A 19,777-nucleotide genomic window follows, 5' to 3' on the forward strand; every position below is an offset into this window, starting at 1 on the left:
CGATCGCCCTTAGTTTTCTCTGAATTACAATTAGTTTTATGAAAGAAGTCCCCCTGGGTAAGGGGGATAGAGGGGGATCTTATCTGATGCGATCGCCCTTAGTTTTCTCTGAATTACAATTAGTTTTATGAAAGAAGTCCCCCTGGGTAAGGGGGATAGAGGGGGATCTTATCTGATGCGATCGCCCTTAGTTTTCTCTGAATTACAATTAGTTTTATGAAAGAAGTCCCCCTTGGTAAGGGGGATAGAGGGGGATCTTATCTGATGCGATCGCCCTTAGTCTTGTCTGAATTACAATTATTGTTATCAAAGAATTCCCCCTAGGTAAGGGGGATTGAGGGGGATCTTATCTGATGCGATCGCCCTTAGTCTTGTCTGAATTACAATTATTGTTATCAAAGAATTCCCCCTAGGTAAGGGGGATTGAGGGGGATCTTATCTGATGCGATCGCCCTTAGTCTTGTCTGAATTACAATTAGTTTTATGAAAGAAGTCCCCCTAGGTAAGGGGGATTGAGGGGGATCTTATCTGATGCGATCGCTCTTTTTCACAGAAAAGCTTATTTATAGAAGTAGTTAGGGTTAACCATATTTATATTTATGATCCCCCCTTCCCCCCTTAAAAAGGGGGGCTTTCCGGCTATAATTTTAGTATTGAGGTACATTGGGGTCTATTTCTTTACTCCAAGCATTAATTCCTCCCACTAGGTTTTTACCTTTTACACCAGCTTCACTAAGCATAGATATAGCCTTAGCGGAACGGCCGCCCATTTTACAATGTACAATTAGATCTTGACCATTAGCGAGATCTTTAACCTTGTCAATGCCGGGACCCTGTTCAATTTCTGAAAGAGGAATCAGTACAGAACCAGGAATATTGGCGATTTCGTACTCATTAGGATTGCGTACATCTACAAGCACAAAATCTTTAGCGCCGCTATCAATTAAGTCTTTTAGTTGTTTTACAGTAATTTCTTCCATGTCTTGTTTTTGTTTAGCTTCTGCATCTTTAGCTTGAGGAATACCACAGAATTGTTCGTAATCAATTAGTTTTTCAATTACTGGACGTTCTGGGTTAGGACGGAGTTTGAGTTGTCTAAAACTCATATCTAAGGCATTGTAGAGTAATAAACGGCCACTGAGGGTATTATCTAGACCCAGAATAACTTTTATTGTTTCTGTGGCTTGAATAGAGCCAATTACCCCACAAAGAACCCCTAAAACGCCACCTTCGGCGCAGGAGGGGACCATTCCTGGTGGTGGTGGTTCTGGGAATAAATCACGATAATTGGGGCCATCTTGGTAGTTAAAAACTGTTGCTTGTCCTTCAAAGCGGAAAATAGAACCATAAACATTAGGTTTATTTAACAACACACAGGCATCATTAGTCAAGTAACGGGTAGGGAAATTATCAGTTCCGTCTATAACCACATCATAGTCTTTGAGAATGTCTAGGGCATTTTCTGAGGTTAAACGAGTTTCGTATAAATCTACTTGACAACTAGGATTAATTTCTAGAATACGTTGTTTTGCTGATTCGATTTTGGGTTTTCCTACCCAAGAAGTTCCATGAATTATTTGACGCTGTAGATTAGAACTATCCACTACATCAAAATCAACAATTCCGATTCTGCCAATTCCTGCTGCTGCTAGGTACATGATTAGGGGAGAACCTAAACCCCCTGTACCAATACAAACAACACTAGCGCTTTTTAGGCGTTTTTGGCCATCTAAACCTACTTCTGGCAAGATGATATGACGAGAGTAACGTTCGTATTCGTCTTTGGTTAGTTTAATCGTTTCTAAGTTAGGGTTAAGCATTGCACCTTTCTATTAATTGCAATATCTGCAAATATACTATTATAGTTTTTTTACTGTGGTTATTATCATGTTTTCTTCTAGCCATTGATTGTGATCATCTAACAGCCAACTACGAATAGCTAGAGTTGCTGCTGATGCTAAAGAAATAATTAAATATGAATAACAGTGGTGGGCGATCGCCCGATCAAATTCTGAGGGAATGGGCAGACTATCGGGATGAGAATGATAAATACCGATAATATTCCAATTTTTGCTTCTGGCTTGTTTTTGGACTTCTAATATATCTAATGAAGAAATACTAAAACGATTCCGCTTACTAGCATTTTTTCCCCTAAAGGCTGGAATATCTGCATATATTTCACTATCCCAACTGTTATCAGTAGGCCAAACTTGCTTAACCAATTTTTTTTCAGGAGTATTTTCTCCCAAAAGTAAGCCGCAACATTCTTCAGGATAAGTCTTGACTGCGTGAGTTTCTATCTGTTTAATTTGTGAATTTAAGATTTCAATCATCTCTAGCTAAAGTTGTTGCTAATTTGGCACTAATACCAGCGATCCAATTTTCATCTTGCTTAGTATAGCTGCGTGGTGCGTTGGCGCCGAGAATCATTACTCCTGACTCTCCTAAGGGTTGACAAATCACTCCTTGGGTATTCTCCGGTAAATAATCAAATTCGATGCTTCCCGGGTAGAGTTTCAGAGAAACTAGATAAACTGGCTTTTGTGTAGTTAGACAGCGATTGATAATTGGTCCTGGAGTAACAGTATTTTTTGGCCCCAGAATGCCCCTTCTTAACAATACCTTTTTTTGATGATAAATCACCAGAGAACGGGTTGCTGTATTAGTTAAGATTAGATGAGTTGCCCAGGCTAATTCTGTTTTAACTGTATCTGGTAAATCAGAGTCTAATTCAAACCCTTCTTCACCGATTAAGGTTACCGCCTCTGGATTACGAGGTTGAATTTGTTGCCATAGTAATCCCACTAAAATTAGTAAGGCGCTCAATATGATACCAACTACATCAGAACGAGTCTGGGAGTTACTCAAACTATCTACACTACTTAAGCGGTTAAGCAGGAGTAAAATACCACCCAAACTGCCCCCAATTAGGGGAAGTGATCTCAGAACATAATTTTGATCGGGTTTAGCCATGTTTAAATGCTACTTAATAACTATCATTCTTCTCCTGGTTCCATTATTCTTTGAAATAGGTAACCAGTCCCTCTAGCAGTGAGAATTAATTCTGGGTTACTAGGATCATCTTCTAGCTTAGCTCTAAGTCTAGATATATGTACATCAACTACTCGGGTATCTACATGACGTTCTGGTGTATATCCCCATACTTCTTGGAGGATTTCTGACCGAGAAAATGGTTCTCCTGATTTACTGACTAACAATTCTAACAAGCTAAATTCCATACCCGTGAGACGGATGCGTTCATCTCCTTTGTAAACTTGTCTTTTGTTAGTATCAATGCGAATTGAACTTATTTGTAAAACTCCAGAACTAGGGATACCTGGGTTACCATCTTTATCAACTCGTCTCAAAACTGAGCGAATTCTTGCTTCTAATTCTTTCGGAGAAAAGGGTTTGACTACATAATCATCAGCACCTAATTCTAACCCGGTAATGCGATCAGCTACGTCCCCTAAAGCGGTTAACATAATGATGGGAATGTCTGATTCTTTGCGTAGTTCTTGACAAACACCATAACCGTCAAGTTTGGGCATCATCACATCTAAAACCACTAAATCAGGACAAGTATTATGAAAAACATCCAAAGCCTCTTCTCCATCTGCGGCAGTGACTACTTCATAGCCAATCATTGATAAGCGAGTTTCTAATATACGGCGAATACTCGCCTCATCATCAACAACTAAAACTTTTTCTTTGTAAGTGTCCAAAATTCCTACTCCTTGTTTAACATTTGGTGATCTTTTAACTAGATATCAAAGGTCGCTTTTGACGAAAATATCTTTTTATTATTCTCTCTCTATTAAGAGGCATATAAGCTATCTAATAGAGAAATCAAGGATTTTTTTAAGATTTGTATTTTATCAAATTCAGTTAACTTTTTGTTTATGCCTAAAAATCGTACAGTTTATGTTTGTAGTGAATGCGGTGCTGAATCTCCCCAGTGGTTCGGTAAATGCCCCTATTGTGATGTTTATGGTAGTCTCGAAGAACAAATCATTAACACTAATAATTCTGTAGTGAGTCGAGGAGGATGGCAAACCGCAGGCAGTAACTCTCGCAAAGCTGTATCTCCAGCTCAACCAAGAATGTCAGTACTTTTTAGTGAAATTACTACTCAAGCCCAAGAAAGGTTCGTTTCTGGTTATGCTGAGTTAGACAGGGTTTTAGGAGGAGGGGTGGTGCCGGGGTCTTTGGTTTTGATTGGTGGAGATCCGGGAATTGGTAAGTCTACTCTATTGTTACAAACAGCTAATCAGTTAGCTTTGAGGTTACCCAGAATTCTCTATGTTTCTGCGGAAGAATCTGGACAACAGGTTAAATTACGTGCCTCTCGTCTGGGAGTTGGAGTAGCAGAAACAGATAACAAAACCGGAAATAATGGGGATGAAAAGCATAAAAAACCTAGTTCTCAGCCTAACCTCTATGTGATGGCTGAAACTGATTTAGAGGAGATTTTACGGGAGTTAGAGTCTCTGAAACCTCAATTAGCTGTGATTGATAGTATTCAAACTCTCTATTTTGCTTCTTTGACTTCGGCACCTGGTTCTGTGGCACAAGTAAGAGAATGTACTTCTGCCTTGATGCAGGTGGCTAAGAGGGAAAATATAACTTTGTTTATTGTAGGTCATGTAACGAAAGAAGGTGCGATCGCCGGACCGAGAGTATTAGAACATTTAGTAGATACGGTACTATATTTTGAGGGAGATCGCTATGCTTCTCACCGTCTCCTGCGGTCTGTTAAAAATCGTTTCGGTGCTACCCACGAAATTGGTATATTTGAAATGGCAGACCAGGGTTTACGAGAAGTACTCAATCCTTCTGAGTTATTTTTAGGCAATCGAGAAGAAAGTGTAACGGGAACTTCTACGGTGGTAGCCTGTGAAGGTACCCGGCCAATTGTGGTGGAGTTACAAGCTTTAGTTAGTCCTACTAGTTATAGTTCTCCACGTCGTTCTACTACTGGAGTAGATTATAATCGCCTTTTGCAGATTTTAGCAGTTTTAGAAAAAAGAGTGGGTATTCCCCTATCTAAATTAGATTCCTATGTGGCTTCTGCTGGAGGATTGGGGGTAGAAGAACCGGCGGCGGATTTGGGTATTGCTATTGCTGTAGTTGCCTCTTTTCGCGATCGCATTGTTGACCCTCGTACTGTTCTGATTGGAGAGGTTGGTTTAGGGGGTCAAGTGCGTTTAGTTTCTCAAATGGAGTTAAGACTCAAAGAAGCTGCTAAACTTGGTTTTAAACGCGCTATAGTGCCCAAGGGACAATCTTTTGCCGATGATTTGGGTTTAGAAATTATCACTGTCAGCAAAGTTATTGATGCTATTATGCTTGCTATTCCTAGTCAACCTCAAAGAATGGGTACCTTCCAGGGAGAATTTCCAGGGGAAGAAGAATAGGATTTCATACCAAATCTTGATATAATTAACGGTGCGTTACACTGCGTTAACTCATATCTTGCACCAGAACAAAAGTACAGAAATTGGCCGACAAGGGAGAATCAATTTTTAAGCGCGATCTCATTAATTCTCTTACTCATTACTTCAAGACTTCAAGACTTCAAAACTCAACCACAACCAGTAACTTTGGGTAAAGATGCAAGATCTGAGTTAACGCACCCTACAGTTTTTCATCGATATAGATAATTGTGACGCGATTCAGGGCAAGAAAATCATCAAATTGCCCTCTCACCTTTTTCTCTATACTACGACTAGGATAAATAACCACCAGCGCCCAAATCAGATCTTCCACCTTTAGCAAAAGCTACTGGTTGGGGTTGAGTAATGAGTAAGGAGTAAGGAGTAATGAGTAAGAGAATTGATGTTAAACCTCTAGGAGACAAAGATTATAGAGAATTAACCATAAAGAACATTTTTCCTAAAAAATTAGTACATAAGTTCTGGTGGAAGATATGAGCCCAAGGTGAAACAGGTTTATATTGTCGGATAAATAAACATAATTCGGCAAAAATGCGGTAGTATAAGTCTGAGTCTGGTTGAAATTGTACCTCCACTAAATAAAATGGTTTTTGTGGAGAGGAAATATTGGGATAAAATAAGCCATCTAATCTGAAAGATAGTTGTTTTACTTCTCTTGAGGTGAATTGATAGTTTTATGTTTCTGTAGGCGGTAATCCCAGCAATTCAAAAAAAGTGACCGGAAAATTTAGGAAAATTTGATAAAATAGGCTATCAGTTTTCATTCTGAATTGAGTAATAATTTGTTTAGTCTTAAATAATCTCATTATGCCACAATTACTCTGATTTGAGATAATTAACGGTGCGTTACACGCAGGTTAACGCACCCTACATTCTGCTAACCGATTCAACAAAAGTTGTCACGCCTTCAGGGACCTCAGATCTTGCATCTTTACCTAATGTTACTGGTGGGGGTTGAGTAATGAGTAATGAGTAATGAGTAATGAGTAATGAGTAATGAGTTAAAGAATTAATGCGATCGCGCTTAAAAATTGGTTGACCTTTGCTACTTTTCTTAGGCGAAAGAGAAATGAACGGATGACCACAATAATTTGGTACATAAGTACTGGTGGAAGATGTGAGGGGCGCAAGTATGAGCGCCCCTACATTAAGGGAATGAACGCCTATTTCTCTCTGCTTTGGTGCTCCCTCACCAGTAAATGAGTGGGTTTTGATGCAATATTTGACAACAAGCCTTATGCTATCTTATAAAAATTTAACCTGCTAACTTTAGACCTTTTTTAGCTAAATTTTCTTCAATTAACAACATTTCTTTAGTATCTTCTCCCGTAACAATTCCATAGATATCTGTATAAATTTTCCCATATTTTACTTTTTCTAAGGCTGATAAGATAATAAAATCGCGGCGGTCTAATTCTGGTTTAAGGGTTACCAAAATTTCATCGATAGTCCCATCCATACTATAATCTACAGAATATTTCGCCACTTCTTTATTTACTTCTAGCAATCGATGGCGTTGCAGACATAGAGGAGTAGAACCATTCACGCGATAATTAATATCAATAACATGAAATTCACCATCTCTATCTTCTAACACATCACAACCAATTACACCAAAATACCCCTGCTGATTGGCAAAACTTGCTACTTTAGTAATTATTGGCAAAAACTTATTCATATCAATTTCTTGATAGTGAATAAGACCTCCCAAAAACTTACCATCAGCAGTTACCATTTGACCAGTAGCACCAATTAGGGTGATTTTACCTGTTTTACTCACATAAAATTGTACACAGTAATTTTGTACCTCATTAGGAACAAAATCGGAAACAATAATATCATTTAATAAATTAGCATAATAATATTTCGTTAATTCCCGTCTACAATATTCTAAATCACTAGGAGATTTAATAATATAAGTACCTTCCCCAGAAAGTCCATGAGAAACTTTAACTAAATAGGGAAATTTATCGCTAAATTTTATCTCATCTAAGGGTGTTTGATGTAAATTATAGATTTGATAATCAGGACATCTTACTCCTGTTTCTTTTAAACTAAGTTTACTCAACAGATGATAATGAGCATCAGGATTAACCGCGTGTTTTTCAAATAGTAAAGAATCAAAGGGAAATAAAGTTACTATCTTATCGTATTGTTGACTTTTATTGAGATAATCTAGATAAATTTTTCTTTCTAGCAATTCTATTTGATCATATTTATAGCCAAACTGTTCTTGCCAGTAACTAATTAATACTTTCCCAGGAGATTTAAAGATGATTCCGGTTAAACCATCTCCTAAGACTGCTAAATTTTTCCAAGGTTCTTGTTGACATAGTTTATCATAGGATACTTTGGTACCTTCTTCACTGCCATCTTGGATAAAATAACGTTTATTATTGGGATAAATAGCCCAACTGGCTGTAGCTGGATAATTGAGTATAAATCCATAACGGCCATCAGTAATATCTTCGGCAAATAAGTTAGAAAAAGAGCCGGAGGTAAAATATTTATATGTTTCTGTTTGTGTCATTTGATTGTTTCTTGGTAATTGAGTTTGAAAATAAGTTGCCAAAATTCTTTAAATTTAGCTATTCTTGGTCAAAAGTAATTATATTGTAAAAGCTATACACATTTAGTTAAGTATCGATTGTTTCTTAAATTGCCATTTAGACTAGCACATTATATAGCAATTCTCATACTGGTGAGAAGGGTGGTCGTGTTGAGGCAGGAGGCACCGAGGCACCGAGGCAGAGGGCAGAGTTTGTAGGGTGCGTTAATATTCGTGTAACGCACCGCTAATTATCTCGTATTTAGAAGCTTATCTGTTTAATTAGTTACAAATTATCTATCTATCAGGCGATCGCTTATCTTAAAATTAGGCTAGAAAAAACAAAACACATTTATATATATATTTATACTAAATATTTGGGCTTGGAGTTTGTAGGGTGCGAAGTACGAAGTGTAACGCACCGCTAATTATATCGTATTCAGAAGCTTATCTGTTTAATTAGTTACAAATTATCTATCTATCAGGCGATCGCTTATCTTAAAATTAGGCTAGAAAAAACAAAACACATTTATATATATATTTATACTAAATATTTGGGCTTGGAGTTTGTAGGGTGCGAAGTACGAAGTGTAACGCACCGCTAATTATATCGTATTCAGAAGCTTATCTGTTTAATTAGTTACAAATTATCTATCTATCAGGCGATCGCTTATCTTAAAATTAGGTTATAAGAAACAAAACACATTTATATATGTATTTATACTAAATATTTCGGATTGGGGCTTCACGAAGTCCTGCCAAAAAAAGTCAACTATAGTAAATAAAATAATTATGGATAAATCAGAGCTATTAAAAAACCTAGAGAAACTAACTCCACCGCAGTTTAACCGTTTAATTTATATTTTAAATGCCCCTGTAGAACTCTTACCATCTTCAGACAAACCCCAAACAGAAAGAGCAATTGCTTTATTAAAGTTAGCTGAATCATCTGACTCAAGAGGGATTAGTTTAGAAAAGATAGAGAAAGCTTCAAAAACTGAAGAAATTATCTTCACAAAAATAATTCATAACTTACCTAAAAGCGGTGTACCCAAATTTGTTGGGAGACAACAAGCCTGGTCACAACTAGACACAGAATTACAAACCGCCACCCGAATAGCCATCACTACCGTCACAGGTATGGGAGGTATTGGTAAAACCGAACTAGCCCTACAATATGCCCTAGCCGCAAAAGAAAGAACACTTCAGAATATTTATACAGGCGGTATTTGTTGGCTGAATATCGCCGATACAGGTAATTTAGCTACACAGATACTCAACTTCGCCAAAAACTATCTACAAATTCCCATCCCCGATGAAGGAGAAGAAACAGAAAGAATCCAACTCTGTTGGCATAAATGGCCCTCAGGAGATACTCTAATTATCTTTGATGATGTGCGAGATTATCAACAGATTCACAACTTTTTACCCCCTCAAGATAAGCGTTTCAAAGTAATTATCACCACCAGAGTGCAAAGACTGGCAGATAATCTGCGAGTAGTAGCATTAGAAGTATTAGAAGAACAACCAGCATTAGAATTAATTAAATCTTTTATTGGTGAAGACAGGGTAAATAGTCAACTAGAAGCAGCTAAAGCCCTCTGTGAAGACCTGGGTTACTTACCCCTGGGATTAGAATTAGTGGCCAAATTCCTCAAACGTCGAAATAAGTGGACTATAGAGAAAATGCGCCAGCGCTTACAAGCAGAACCACTCAATGCTAAATTCCTAGAGGAAACTAGTATAGAAATGACCGCAACCAAAGGAGTAAAAGCAGCCTTTGAGATTACATGGTCAGAATTACCAGAAACAGCCCAAAACCTGGGAAGATATCTAAGTCTGTTTGCCCTAGCACCAATTCCTGATAATTTGATTCAAGGAATCAGTGAAATAGAAGATGAAGATGAATTAGAGGAAATAGTAGAAGACTATTTAGTAAACTTCAGTCTACTGGAAGACCAGGGAGAATCGAACTATCAAATACATACTCTGATTCGTCAGTATTTGAGAGATAAATTAGAAGCATCTCCATTAGCGGTGACTGCTAAAGAAAGGTACTGTCAATTGATGATAAGTTTAGCTAAAGAAATCCCCTATACCTCCACTCAAGAGCAGATAAAAGCAATTAGTTCTTGGATACCCCATTTAGAAATAGTACCAGAGGAACTAGGGGAAAATATAGAAGAGGAGAATTTAATCTGGCCTTATGTGGGATTAGGGCGTTTTTACCTAGGGCAAGGACTTTATCAATCGGCAGAACCTCTTTATCAAAGAGCTATAGCCATTGCGACAGAAACCTTAGGAGAAAATCATCCTAATGCTCAAACTATGATTAATAATTATCAAGAAATGATGCTGAAATTTTTGCTTCAATTACCGGAAGAAGAACTAAAAGCAATGGTATCTGAGGAGATTTATCAAGAAATTATCAGAATTAAACAATCATCTCAATAGTTCCTAGGTTGTAGGTTGGGCCCTTGTCACGAAACCCAACATTAATTTTATTACCGTCCACTTTGCTTGTTGGATTGCACGACCTTTAACCCAACCTATAAATTATTAGTTTCTTCCTTGACAATTATCTACTAATTCAGTTAGGATAGTCTTATGGGGGAACTCGCACCTATTGTAGTATAACACGATTAATTTAATAGTTGTAGTTTAGGTAATTGCCAAGTGCCGAAGGAAGGGCGATCGCCAAAAGAGCCCTTAACATCATGTCCGCTTATATACTGATGATTAAAATAGCTCCGGGAGAAAGAAGGTTTTTAAATATTTGCATCAATATCCTAAATGATAACTAATTAAACGGACTTGATATGATAGGGCTAAAGCCCTACTACAAACTTAGATGGTTAGGTTTCGTTACCAAGGGCCTAACCTACACTATATAATATAAAACTATATCCCTGAACAAAATATCAAATATCCTATGTAGTTAATCATCTCGTATTCAGAAACTCCCTTCTGATATAATACTCGCATCTGGTTTATATACCCCAATTAAAAAGGAGGTTCGTAGTTGGACTTTAGTCTTTAAAGATTGTAAGGTGCCAAGCGATTTAACCTTATGGTTACTCCCTCAGATTGATAGGGCTAAAGCCCTACTACAAACTTAGATTGTTGGGTTTCGTTACCAAGGGCCCAACCTACAGGCTACTTGATATGATAGGGCTAAAGCCCTACTACAAACTTAGATACTAATTATTTAGTATTTACAAGCTTATCTGTTTAATTAGTTACACAACACATCAATATCTACTCCAGTTAAATCCACATTAGTTAAATTAGTTTGCTCTAAATTAGTACCAAATAGTTTAGCACCCTTGAGATTAGCACCACTTAAGTTAGCTCTAGTTAAATCAGCTAAAGTTAAATTAACACCAATCAAATTAGCACCACTCAAATTAGCACCACTCAAATTAGCACCAATTAAATTAGCTTTTTGTAAACAAATACCAGCTAAATTAGCTCCCACAAGATTGGCATTACGAAAATTTCTCTCTCCTAAAGCATATCTGGTTAATAACTCTTGGGCATCAGTAATAATTAATTTTCTCTTCTTGGGAGGATAAAAAGTAATAGTCAAAGAATCAGGAGATTTTAATAACTGTCTAATTTCTTGATAAAACGGTGAACCATCAAGATTTACTCCACTGAGATTAACCCAACCTCTAGTTCTAGTTATCGCTACAAATAATTGATTTCTTAATCGTAAATCACTTTCAGCCTGGGCAATATTATCTAAACCTACTAAATAAACTAAATCAGCTTCTTGTCCTTTGGCGCGATGAATGCGAGAAATAGTAATTGCACCTTCATACCAAAATCTGTGGGCATATTTACCTTGATTATCTTTTTCTATACAGTTACAATCTGGTGCAGCGGGTAAATAAATATCTAGACCCTGTTTTATTAAAAAATTAGCTATGTATGTTTCTAAACGATTAGAGGTAAAAAAATCTCCTAAAACAATTACCAAAATCTCTTTACTAGGACGTAAACCCTCAACTCTCAAATTATATATGAGCTTTTCCGTTAACGCTAATAACTCCTGTCTTCGGGTTTCGTAGGTTTGAAATTCTATTAAAGACTTATTCCACAATCGCGGTAGGGGATGGGGAGAATTTTCGCGAATTAGAGTTATGGAAGCTGAGGGAATTAAATCTCCCTTGATGTGATAACCAATCGCCTCCCATTCTTCTTTGGTTGTCATTCCTGTTAACATCCCCTTTTGACGATATAAACCCATACCTATTCCATAGGCAAAGTTAAGTACAGGGTTTGGAGTACGATAAGAACAAGACATAACCTCGGTTTTCTTGATGCCTCCTGGGTATTCTCCTGTAACCAAATGTCCTAAGTCTTCTCCCAATAATTCACTAGCCGTAGGAATACAGAGACCACCAAGACTTTGTAATTCATCATAGGCCCAAATTAAGCGCCGTTGTTCTGGATGAAGAGGATTAGCTGGACGCAAAGCTTGATAAGCCAGCCAAAAAAATGGTTGTTTATCTTGATAATGCCAATTTTGTGAGACTAAATCTTGGGCTTCGTCAATGAGAATAGCATCAAAAATTTGGGGTATCCCTGCCTGTTTTAATAGTTGAATACAGGCTTCGGCTAGGGATTCTTGGGGGGGTTGGTTTTGGGTTTCGGTTACGGTGAGTTTCTCTACTTTTGCTTGTTTACAGAGGAGGCTATAGAGTCCCTGTTGTTGTTTACTTCCCCAAGCAGGTAGGATATATAAACAAGATTCAGGAGAATAGGATTGTTTATTTTGACTGTAATAGCGTAACCAATTATCTACTTGACTAACTAACTGGCTATATAAGCTTCTAGTGAAGAAAACTAGAGCAATGTGCCAATCAGGATGTTGTAGGTGCATTAAAACAGCTTTTTGACAGAGAATAACAGTTTTACCCGAACCTGCTACCCCACGAATCCTTTGAGGTCCTGGGGGTATTTGTTGGGCAATTTTTAACTGTTGTGCATCCAGGGAGGAGATATGCGATCGCACTTTCTCAAGAATCTGACCACGACTATGATTATCACTTAAAACTCGATGTTTGGATTGAGTGAGTAGAGAACTTCCCGTGAGAATAGATAATAGTAACTGCCATTGGGGTTTTTCTAGTTCTCCACCCTTAATTACTGGGGGAGTTGCTTGAAGATGTTCAAGAAGTAAACTAGATTTTGAAAATTGTTCTTGGAACAGAATTGGTGGATTACTGGGGAGTTGAGAAAAACCTCGTTCTTGCCATTGTTGCTGAGTAATCAAAGGCAAAGCTACTACTACTCTACCAGCTACTCTATTTAATAAACTTGGTTCTACAGCAATATATTCAAGTAGGGAAAATAGTTGGGTTTCTGCCTGTTGATAGGGATTACCTTGAGAGGTATAGAAGTTTTGATATTGCCACCAATGACCATTAATACTCTCGATTTGCTCCATTCTAATCCCTTTTACTTCAATTACTATTAAGCCTAGGGTGAAATCAGCAATCAGAATATCTGGTTCTTGGCGAGATTTACCCCGGTTATTAAAAATTGGGTAACGCCAGTAAGCGATACAGTCTCTACCCCTGAAAGCTTGTTGTACAGATTGCCATACTAGCTTTTCTGTTTGACTTCCAGGAGTATCAAGATTTTCTGTACCAATAAATTTATTGACAATCAATTTTGAATTAGATTTTTGAGAGAATCTAAAAGACTAATACCTGTTACCATGATACCGACTACCACTACAGCGGCTATTAAACAAACTACTAAGCCTCCTAAGCTGATAAAGCCATCATCTTCTTGAAGTCCAAAAGCGGTGATAAAAATACCCATAGCCGGAAGAGTATTAGTGCCGGGAATGGGAATCATCATAAAAATTGACATAAGAGCGATCGCCATGCCAATTACTATTTTTCCTGGTATACTTTGACATATATAACTCATTCTCGGACGAGTTAGAGTTTCAATCCTTCTTAACCATGGTAATCCTGCTTTCACAAATCCTTGGGCGGTGTTTAATTTCACTGAAGCTTTCAGCATTTTTTGGGGTAACCAGGGAGATTGTCTTCCCACTATTAACTGTACTGCTAACAACAACATTAACACTCCAAAGGGAATTGAATATCCCGGCGCTGGTATTGGTAAAGCCGATGGCAAAGCCAGAATAACAAATAAAAAGCCAAATATTCTTTCTTCTGCAAGTTTGAGTAAATCTAATAAAAATACTTGTGGATTTCTCTCTTCTTGGAAAAAATAACGTTCTAATTCTACAGACAGTTTAGACATAATTACTATTTCTACAATTCTCGCCTACTAAAAAAGAGAGAAAATTTCAGAAAACTTGGGATAGTTTCTGGAAAATTCTCTCACTTTACTAATTATTTTTTGTCTTTAAAAAGTAGTTTAGGTTCCAGAGGTCCAAGAATTGATGTACTCTTCTTGTTCTGGGGTTAGAGTATCAATTTCAATTCCCATTGCTTGTAATTTTAAACGAGCAATTTCTCTGTCTATTTCTGTAGGAATTGAGTAAACATTTGGTTCTAGTTTACCTTTGTTAGTAACTAGATATTCACAGGCTAAAGCTTGGTTAGCGAAACTCATATCCATTACAGCGCTAGGATGTCCTTCTGCTGCTGCTAGGTTAATCAGACGTCCTTCACCGAGTACAACAATGGATTTACCATTGGGTAGAGTGTATTTTTGAGTGAAGTTACGTACCTCTTTAACTTCTGTGGCTTTTTCTCCTAAGGATTTGAGGTCAATTTCGATATCAAAGTGTCCAGCATTAGCCACAATAGCGCCGTCTTTCATTACCTCAAAATGTTCTGGGCGAATTACGTGCTTGTTTCCAGTGACAGTTACAAATATATCCCCTACTGCCGCAGCTTTATCCATAGTAGTTACTTTGAATCCATCCATAGCAGCTTCTATCGCTCTCACGGGATCAATTTCTGTTACTATGACGTTAGCACCTAGACCACGAGCACGCATCGCTACGCCCTTACCACACCATCCGTATCCCGCTACTACAAAGCTTTTACCTGCAATAAGTATATTTGTAGCTCTAAAGATACCATCTAAAGTAGATTGACCAGTTCCATAGCGATTATCGAAGAAGTGTTTGGTATCTGCATCATTTACATTCATTGCAGGGAAGCTTAGGACACCTTCTTTTAACATAGCCACTAGACGGACAATTCCAGTGGTAGTTTCTTCAGTTGTACCAATAATCTCTTTGATTTGGTCTTTTCTTTCTTGAATTAAGGTAGCGGTAACGTCTCCACCGTCATCTATGATAATATTGGGACGATGATCTAAAGCAGTTTGTACATGACGGTGATAAGTAGCATTATCTTCCCCTTTGATTGCATATACTGGGATACCATAGTCTTGTACTAGAGAAGCAGCTACATCATCCTGTGTAGAAAGAGGGTTACTAGCAATTAAAACTGCATCAGCGCCTGCTGCTTTAAGAGCGATCGCTAAATGAGCTGTTTCTGTAGTTACGTGGCAACAAGCTATTAAACGAATTCCTGCTAAAGGTTTTTCTTGAGCAAAACGTTCTTGAATTTGTCTAAGTACAGGCATTTCTCTGCCTGCCCATTCAATCCTTTGTTTTCCTTGTGGGGCTAAAGAGATATCTTTTATATCATATTTGGGTTTTGCATTAACTGCTGTCATCCAGTTTTTTCCTTAATCTTAATTGTTCATCTCAATCAGCTTAACATTTTTTTATAATTATGTTAACTATTTTTTTCCTGGTCAAGGTAAAAGGGGATGTGTGAAAGGAAAATATACCTCACGCTTCTTAGTAATTGTTATAGTATCTAAATCACTGTCTAAATCAGGGAAATAATAATTACAATAAAAGTAGAATAACTTGTAGATTTTATCGAAATTATTAAAATTATGACAACATCAGAAGTGTATCAGGAAAAATTCTATCAACCAGAGGAAGTTCAACAAATTTTGCAAATAGCACTAGCTCGAAAAGGAGAACAAGAAGAATTATCCCGCAGTCAACTTTGGGAAATTGCCGCAGAATTAGAAATATCACCAGATTATCTAGAAGCAGCCGAAGAAGAGTGGTTAAATAAAAAAAAAATAAATATCAAAAAACAAGAGTTTAATCTCTATCGTCGGGAACAACTAAGACAAAGTGTAGCAAAATATGTTATTGTCAATGCTTTCTTGATAATCATTAACTTACTCAGCGCGGGAACTCTATCTTGGTCATGGTATATACTATTGATTTGGGGAACTGCTATATCTCTAAAAACCTGGAAGACCTTTCAAGAAAAAGGAGAAAGCTACGAACAAGAATTTGAAAAATGGTATGTCAGACAAGAAATGAAACAATCTCTACTAAATTTTTGGCAGTGGACTAAAAAAACTTGGCAAATACTCACAAGTGGATAATAATAGAAGTCTATCTTTGATACGGAACTCGATACGGAAATAAATACTTACTGTACTTTTCAATTTAATACATAGAATGCAGCCTACTGACCCCAATAAATTTACCGAACAAGCTTGGGATGCAATTGTTAGGTCTCAAGATATAGCACGCTCTTATAAAAACCAAAATCTAGAAGTAGAACACGTAGTTCTAGCAATGTTAGAAAAAACAGGAATATGGGAAAGCATACTAGAAAAAGCGGCTATTGAAACTGACCGACTTAAGCAACAATTAGAAGCCTTTACCAGAAAACAAGGAAAGTTCCCCACCGTCACCCAATTATACTTGGGTCGGGGCCTAGATATCATGTTAGATAGAGCAGAAGCCTCGCGAGTAAGTTGGCAAGATGAATATATTGCCGTAGAACATTTACTATTAGGCTTTGCTGAAGATGAACGAATTGGTAAACGCATACTACGCAGTTTTAACCTGGACCCTCAAGATTTAGAATCCCATATCAAAAGTGTTAGAGGTTCTCAAAAGGTAACTCAAAAAAATCAAGAAGAACAATACGAAGCTTTAAAAAAATATGGCCGCGATTTGACAGAACAGGCAAAAGCAGGAAAATTAGACCCAGTAATTGGGAGAGAAGAAGAAATACGAAGAGTTGTTCAGGTACTATCAAGGCGTTCTAAAAATAATCCAGTGCTCATCGGAGAACCAGGGGTAGGAAAAACAGCCATAGCCGAAGGTTTAGCCCAAAGAATTATCAATGGAGATGTACCAGAATCGCTAAAAAATAGGCAGTTAATTTCTCTGGATATGGGAAGTTTAATTGCTGGGTCGAAATATAGGGGGGAATTTGAAAACCGTTTAAGAAATGTACTTAAGGAAGTAACCCAATCAGAAGGGCAAATAGTTCTATTTATAGATGAGTTACATACAGTAGTAGGAGCTGGTTCAACTCAAGGGGCTATGGATGCAGGAAACCTGCTAAAACCAATGTTAGCGAGAGGAGAACTACGCTGTATCGGTGCAACTACCCTAGATGAGTATCGCAAACATATCGAAAAAGATGCAGCTTTAGAAAGACGCTTTCAACAAGTATATGTAAAACAGCCAAGTGTGGAAGATACAATATCTATACTAAGAGGATTAAAAGAGCGCTACGAAGTCCACCACGGAGTGAAAATAACCGATTCAGCTTTAGTAGCAGCAGCCAGCTTATCCCATCGCTACATAACAGACCGCTTCCTCCCAGACAAAGCTATAGACTTGATAGATGAAGCGGCAGCGCAACTAAAAATGGAGATAACTTCTAAACCAGTAGAGTTAGAAGATATCGATAGAAGATTGATGCAGTTGCAAATGGAAAAACTTTCGATAGAAGGAGAAGAAAAACGTCTCATAGCAATAGGCGATCGCTCCTCAAAAGAACGTTTAGAAAAAATAGAACAGGAAATAACAGACTTAGAAGCTAGACAACAAGAATTATCCTCCCAATGGCAGGGAGAAAAACAAATCTTAGAAGCAATTAGTAATCTCAAAGAAACAGAAGATCAACTAAGGGTACAAGTAGAACAGGCAGAAAGAGCTTATGATCTAAATAAAGCAGCTCAACTCAAGTATGGAAAACTAGAAGGGTTGCAAAGAGAAAGAGAAAGTAAAGAAGCCCAGTTGTTAGAAATTCAATCCCAAGGTTTAGCTTTACTCAGAGAAGAAGTAGTAGAAGCAGATATCGCCGAAATAGTAGCTAGATGGACCGGAATACCCCTAAATCGGTTATTGGCCACAGAAAGACAAAAACTGCTGGAATTAGAACAACATCTACATGAACGGGTAATTGGACAAAAAGAAGCTGTAGCTGCTGTATCTGCCGCAATACGCCGTGCTAGAGCCGGAATGAAAGACCCCGGACGACCAATAGGTTCTTTTTTGTTTATGGGACCAACTGGGGTAGGGAAAACCGAACTAGCCAGGGCGATCGCCCAGTTTCTCTTCGACTCAGAAGAAGCTATAGTCAGAATAGACATGTCTGAGTACATGGAGAAACATGCAGTATCTCGTCTAGTAGGAGCACCTCCAGGCTACGTAGGCTACGAAGAAGGAGGGCAACTATCTGAAGCAGTGCGTCGTCGCCCCTATTCTGTAGTTTTACTCGACGAAGTAGAAAAAGCCCATCGAGATGTATTTAATATTCTTTTGCAGGTGCTTGATGATGGACGCATTACCGATTCCCAAGGAAGAGTAGTTGACTTTCGCAACACCATTATTGTTATGACTAGTAATATTGGTGGAGAGCAAATTCTCAATTTAGCTGGTAATGACCAAGATTATGAACAAATGCGTAAACTAGCTATTTCTGCCTTAAGAAAACATTTTCGCCCTGAATTTCTCAATCGTATTGATGATTTAATTATCTTCCATACCTTGACCAAAGAAGAGTTACGGGAAATTGTGACTCTACAGTTAGCAAGAATTGAAAAACTACTAGCAGAACAACAATTAACCTTAGAATTATCAGAAGAAGCCAAAGACCACCTAGTTACCGCCGGATATGACCCAATTTACGGCGCTCGCCCCCTAAAAAGAGCGATTCAAAGAGAGTTAGAAAATCCTCTAGCTACCAAAATCTTGGAAAATACTTTTACTAATGGCGATACTATTGTAGTTGATTTTCTTGATGATAGTCTGATGTTTACCCATAAAAGTCCAGTATCGATTTCTGAAAAAATTACTTCCCAAGAAGATTAAAAAAGGCAAGAGTTTATATACTGCTTTTAAAAACCTAGGTTCGTAGTTGGACTTTAGTCCAAAATATTTGAATGGGCTAAAGCCCTACTACTTTCCTTATTCATCTGAAGGCGATCGCAATTAAAACCTAGGTTCGTAGTTGGACTTGAGTCCAAAATATTTGAATGGGCTAAAGCCCTACTACTTTCCTTATTCATCTGAAGGCGATCGCAATTAAAACCTAGGTTCGTAGTTGGACTTTAGTCCAAAATATTTGAATGGGCTAAAGCCCTACTACTTTCCTTATTCATCTGAAGGCGATCGCAATTAAAACCTAGGTTCGTAGTTGGACTTTAGTCCAAAATATTTGAATGGGCTAAAGCCCTACTACTTTCCTTATTCAGAGGTTCGTAGTTAAACTTTAGTCCAAAATATTTGAATGGGCTAAAGCCCTACTACTTTCCTTATTCAGAGGTTCGTAGTTGGACTTGAGTCCAAAATATTTGAATGGGCTAAAGCCCTACTACTTTCCTTATTCATCTGAAGGCGATCGCAATTAAAACCTAGGTTCGTAGTTGGACTTTAGTCCAAAATATTTGAATGGGCTAAAGCCCTACTACTTTCCTTATTCATCTGAAG

General features: G+C 37.7%; 13 protein-coding genes and 1 pseudogene. 4 read left to right on the forward strand and 10 right to left on the reverse strand.

The genetic code is table 11. The annotated features are described in order from the left end of the window. Positions 1 to 647 precede the first annotated feature (647 nt). The 4 genes from moeB to rpaB are packed head-to-tail and all read right to left on the reverse strand — an operon-like array spanning position 648 to position 3,725. On the reverse strand, positions 648 to 1,820 hold the full coding sequence (moeB, locus tag MW688_RS09455; protein ID WP_486735721.1) for a molybdopterin-synthase adenylyltransferase MoeB: 1,173 nt from the start codon (positions 1,818 to 1,820) through the stop codon (positions 648 to 650). Positions 1,821 to 1,859: 39 nt separating this feature from the next. Continuing rightward, positions 1,860 to 2,333 carry a M67 family metallopeptidase gene (locus MW688_RS09460; protein WP_486735722.1) on the reverse strand — a complete coding sequence of 158 codons (474 nt, stop codon included), beginning with the start codon at positions 2,331 to 2,333 and terminating at the stop codon, positions 1,860 to 1,862. Further along, the gene (locus MW688_RS09465; RefSeq protein ID WP_486735723.1) at positions 2,326 to 2,973 is read right to left on the reverse strand and encodes a cofactor assembly of complex C subunit B; all 648 of its coding nucleotides are present in this window, start codon (positions 2,971 to 2,973) and stop codon (positions 2,326 to 2,328) included. The genes MW688_RS09460 and MW688_RS09465 overlap by 8 nt, the downstream gene beginning before the upstream one ends. A gap of 23 nt (positions 2,974 to 2,996) precedes the next feature. Beyond that, a complete protein-coding gene (rpaB, locus tag MW688_RS09470; RefSeq protein ID WP_486735724.1) occupies positions 2,997 to 3,725 on the reverse strand; it encodes a response regulator transcription factor RpaB in 729 nt (242 codons plus the stop codon). A 177-nt stretch (positions 3,726 to 3,902) separates the two neighbouring features. Between rpaB and radA the strand changes: the two genes are divergently transcribed. Further along, positions 3,903 to 5,417, forward strand: coding sequence for a DNA repair protein RadA (gene radA / locus MW688_RS09475; RefSeq protein ID WP_486735725.1), 1,515 nt, complete (start codon positions 3,903 to 3,905; stop codon positions 5,415 to 5,417). Positions 5,418 to 5,637: 220 nt separating this feature from the next. Here the strand turns inward: radA and MW688_RS09480 are convergent, their stop codons facing one another. From MW688_RS09480 to MW688_RS09490, 3 genes and pseudogenes are all read right to left on the reverse strand, one after another. After that, on the reverse strand, positions 5,638 to 5,769 hold the full coding sequence (locus MW688_RS09480; RefSeq protein WP_486735726.1) for a DUF2887 domain-containing protein: 132 nt from the start codon (positions 5,767 to 5,769) through the stop codon (positions 5,638 to 5,640). A 166-nt stretch (positions 5,770 to 5,935) separates the two neighbouring features. Continuing rightward, positions 5,936 to 6,220, reverse strand: a pseudogene (locus MW688_RS09485) (DUF2887 domain-containing protein); the annotation flags it as partial. Between the two features lie 491 nt (positions 6,221 to 6,711). Continuing rightward, positions 6,712 to 7,986 (reverse strand): ATP-grasp domain-containing protein, encoded by a 1,275-nt coding sequence (locus tag MW688_RS09490; protein ID WP_486735727.1) that lies wholly within the window; start codon positions 7,984 to 7,986, stop codon positions 6,712 to 6,714. An 810-nt stretch (positions 7,987 to 8,796) separates the two neighbouring features. Here MW688_RS09490 and MW688_RS09495 point away from each other — a divergent pair. Further along, positions 8,797 to 10,458 carry a tetratricopeptide repeat protein gene (locus tag MW688_RS09495; RefSeq protein WP_486735728.1) on the forward strand — a complete coding sequence of 554 codons (1,662 nt, stop codon included), beginning with the start codon at positions 8,797 to 8,799 and terminating at the stop codon, positions 10,456 to 10,458. A gap of 781 nt (positions 10,459 to 11,239) precedes the next feature. Here MW688_RS09495 and MW688_RS09500 read toward each other — a convergent pair. The 3 genes from MW688_RS09500 to ahcY form a co-directional block, all read right to left on the reverse strand. Beyond that, entirely contained in the window at positions 11,240 to 13,684 is a 2,445-nt protein-coding gene (locus MW688_RS09500) for a pentapeptide repeat-containing protein (protein WP_486735729.1), read from the reverse strand. After that, positions 13,681 to 14,292, reverse strand: a complete 612-nt coding sequence (locus MW688_RS09505; protein ID WP_486735730.1) for an exopolysaccharide biosynthesis protein — start codon at positions 14,290 to 14,292, stop codon at positions 13,681 to 13,683. The genes MW688_RS09500 and MW688_RS09505 overlap by 4 nt, the downstream gene beginning before the upstream one ends. 117 nt (positions 14,293 to 14,409) lie before the next feature. Continuing rightward, positions 14,410 to 15,687, reverse strand: coding sequence for an adenosylhomocysteinase (ahcY, locus tag MW688_RS09510; RefSeq protein ID WP_486735731.1), 1,278 nt, complete (start codon positions 15,685 to 15,687; stop codon positions 14,410 to 14,412). Between the two features lie 228 nt (positions 15,688 to 15,915). On the opposite strand from ahcY, the gene MW688_RS09515 reads away from it, so the two are divergent. Further along, positions 15,916 to 16,425 carry a 2TM domain-containing protein gene (locus tag MW688_RS09515; RefSeq protein WP_486735733.1) on the forward strand — a complete coding sequence of 170 codons (510 nt, stop codon included), beginning with the start codon at positions 15,916 to 15,918 and terminating at the stop codon, positions 16,423 to 16,425. Positions 16,426 to 16,501: 76 nt separating this feature from the next. Beyond that, a complete protein-coding gene (gene clpB, locus MW688_RS09520) occupies positions 16,502 to 19,159 on the forward strand; it encodes an ATP-dependent chaperone ClpB (protein ID WP_486735734.1) in 2,658 nt (885 codons plus the stop codon). Positions 19,160 to 19,777 lie beyond the last annotated feature (618 nt).

The organism is Johannesbaptistia floridana, assembly GCF_057440575.1.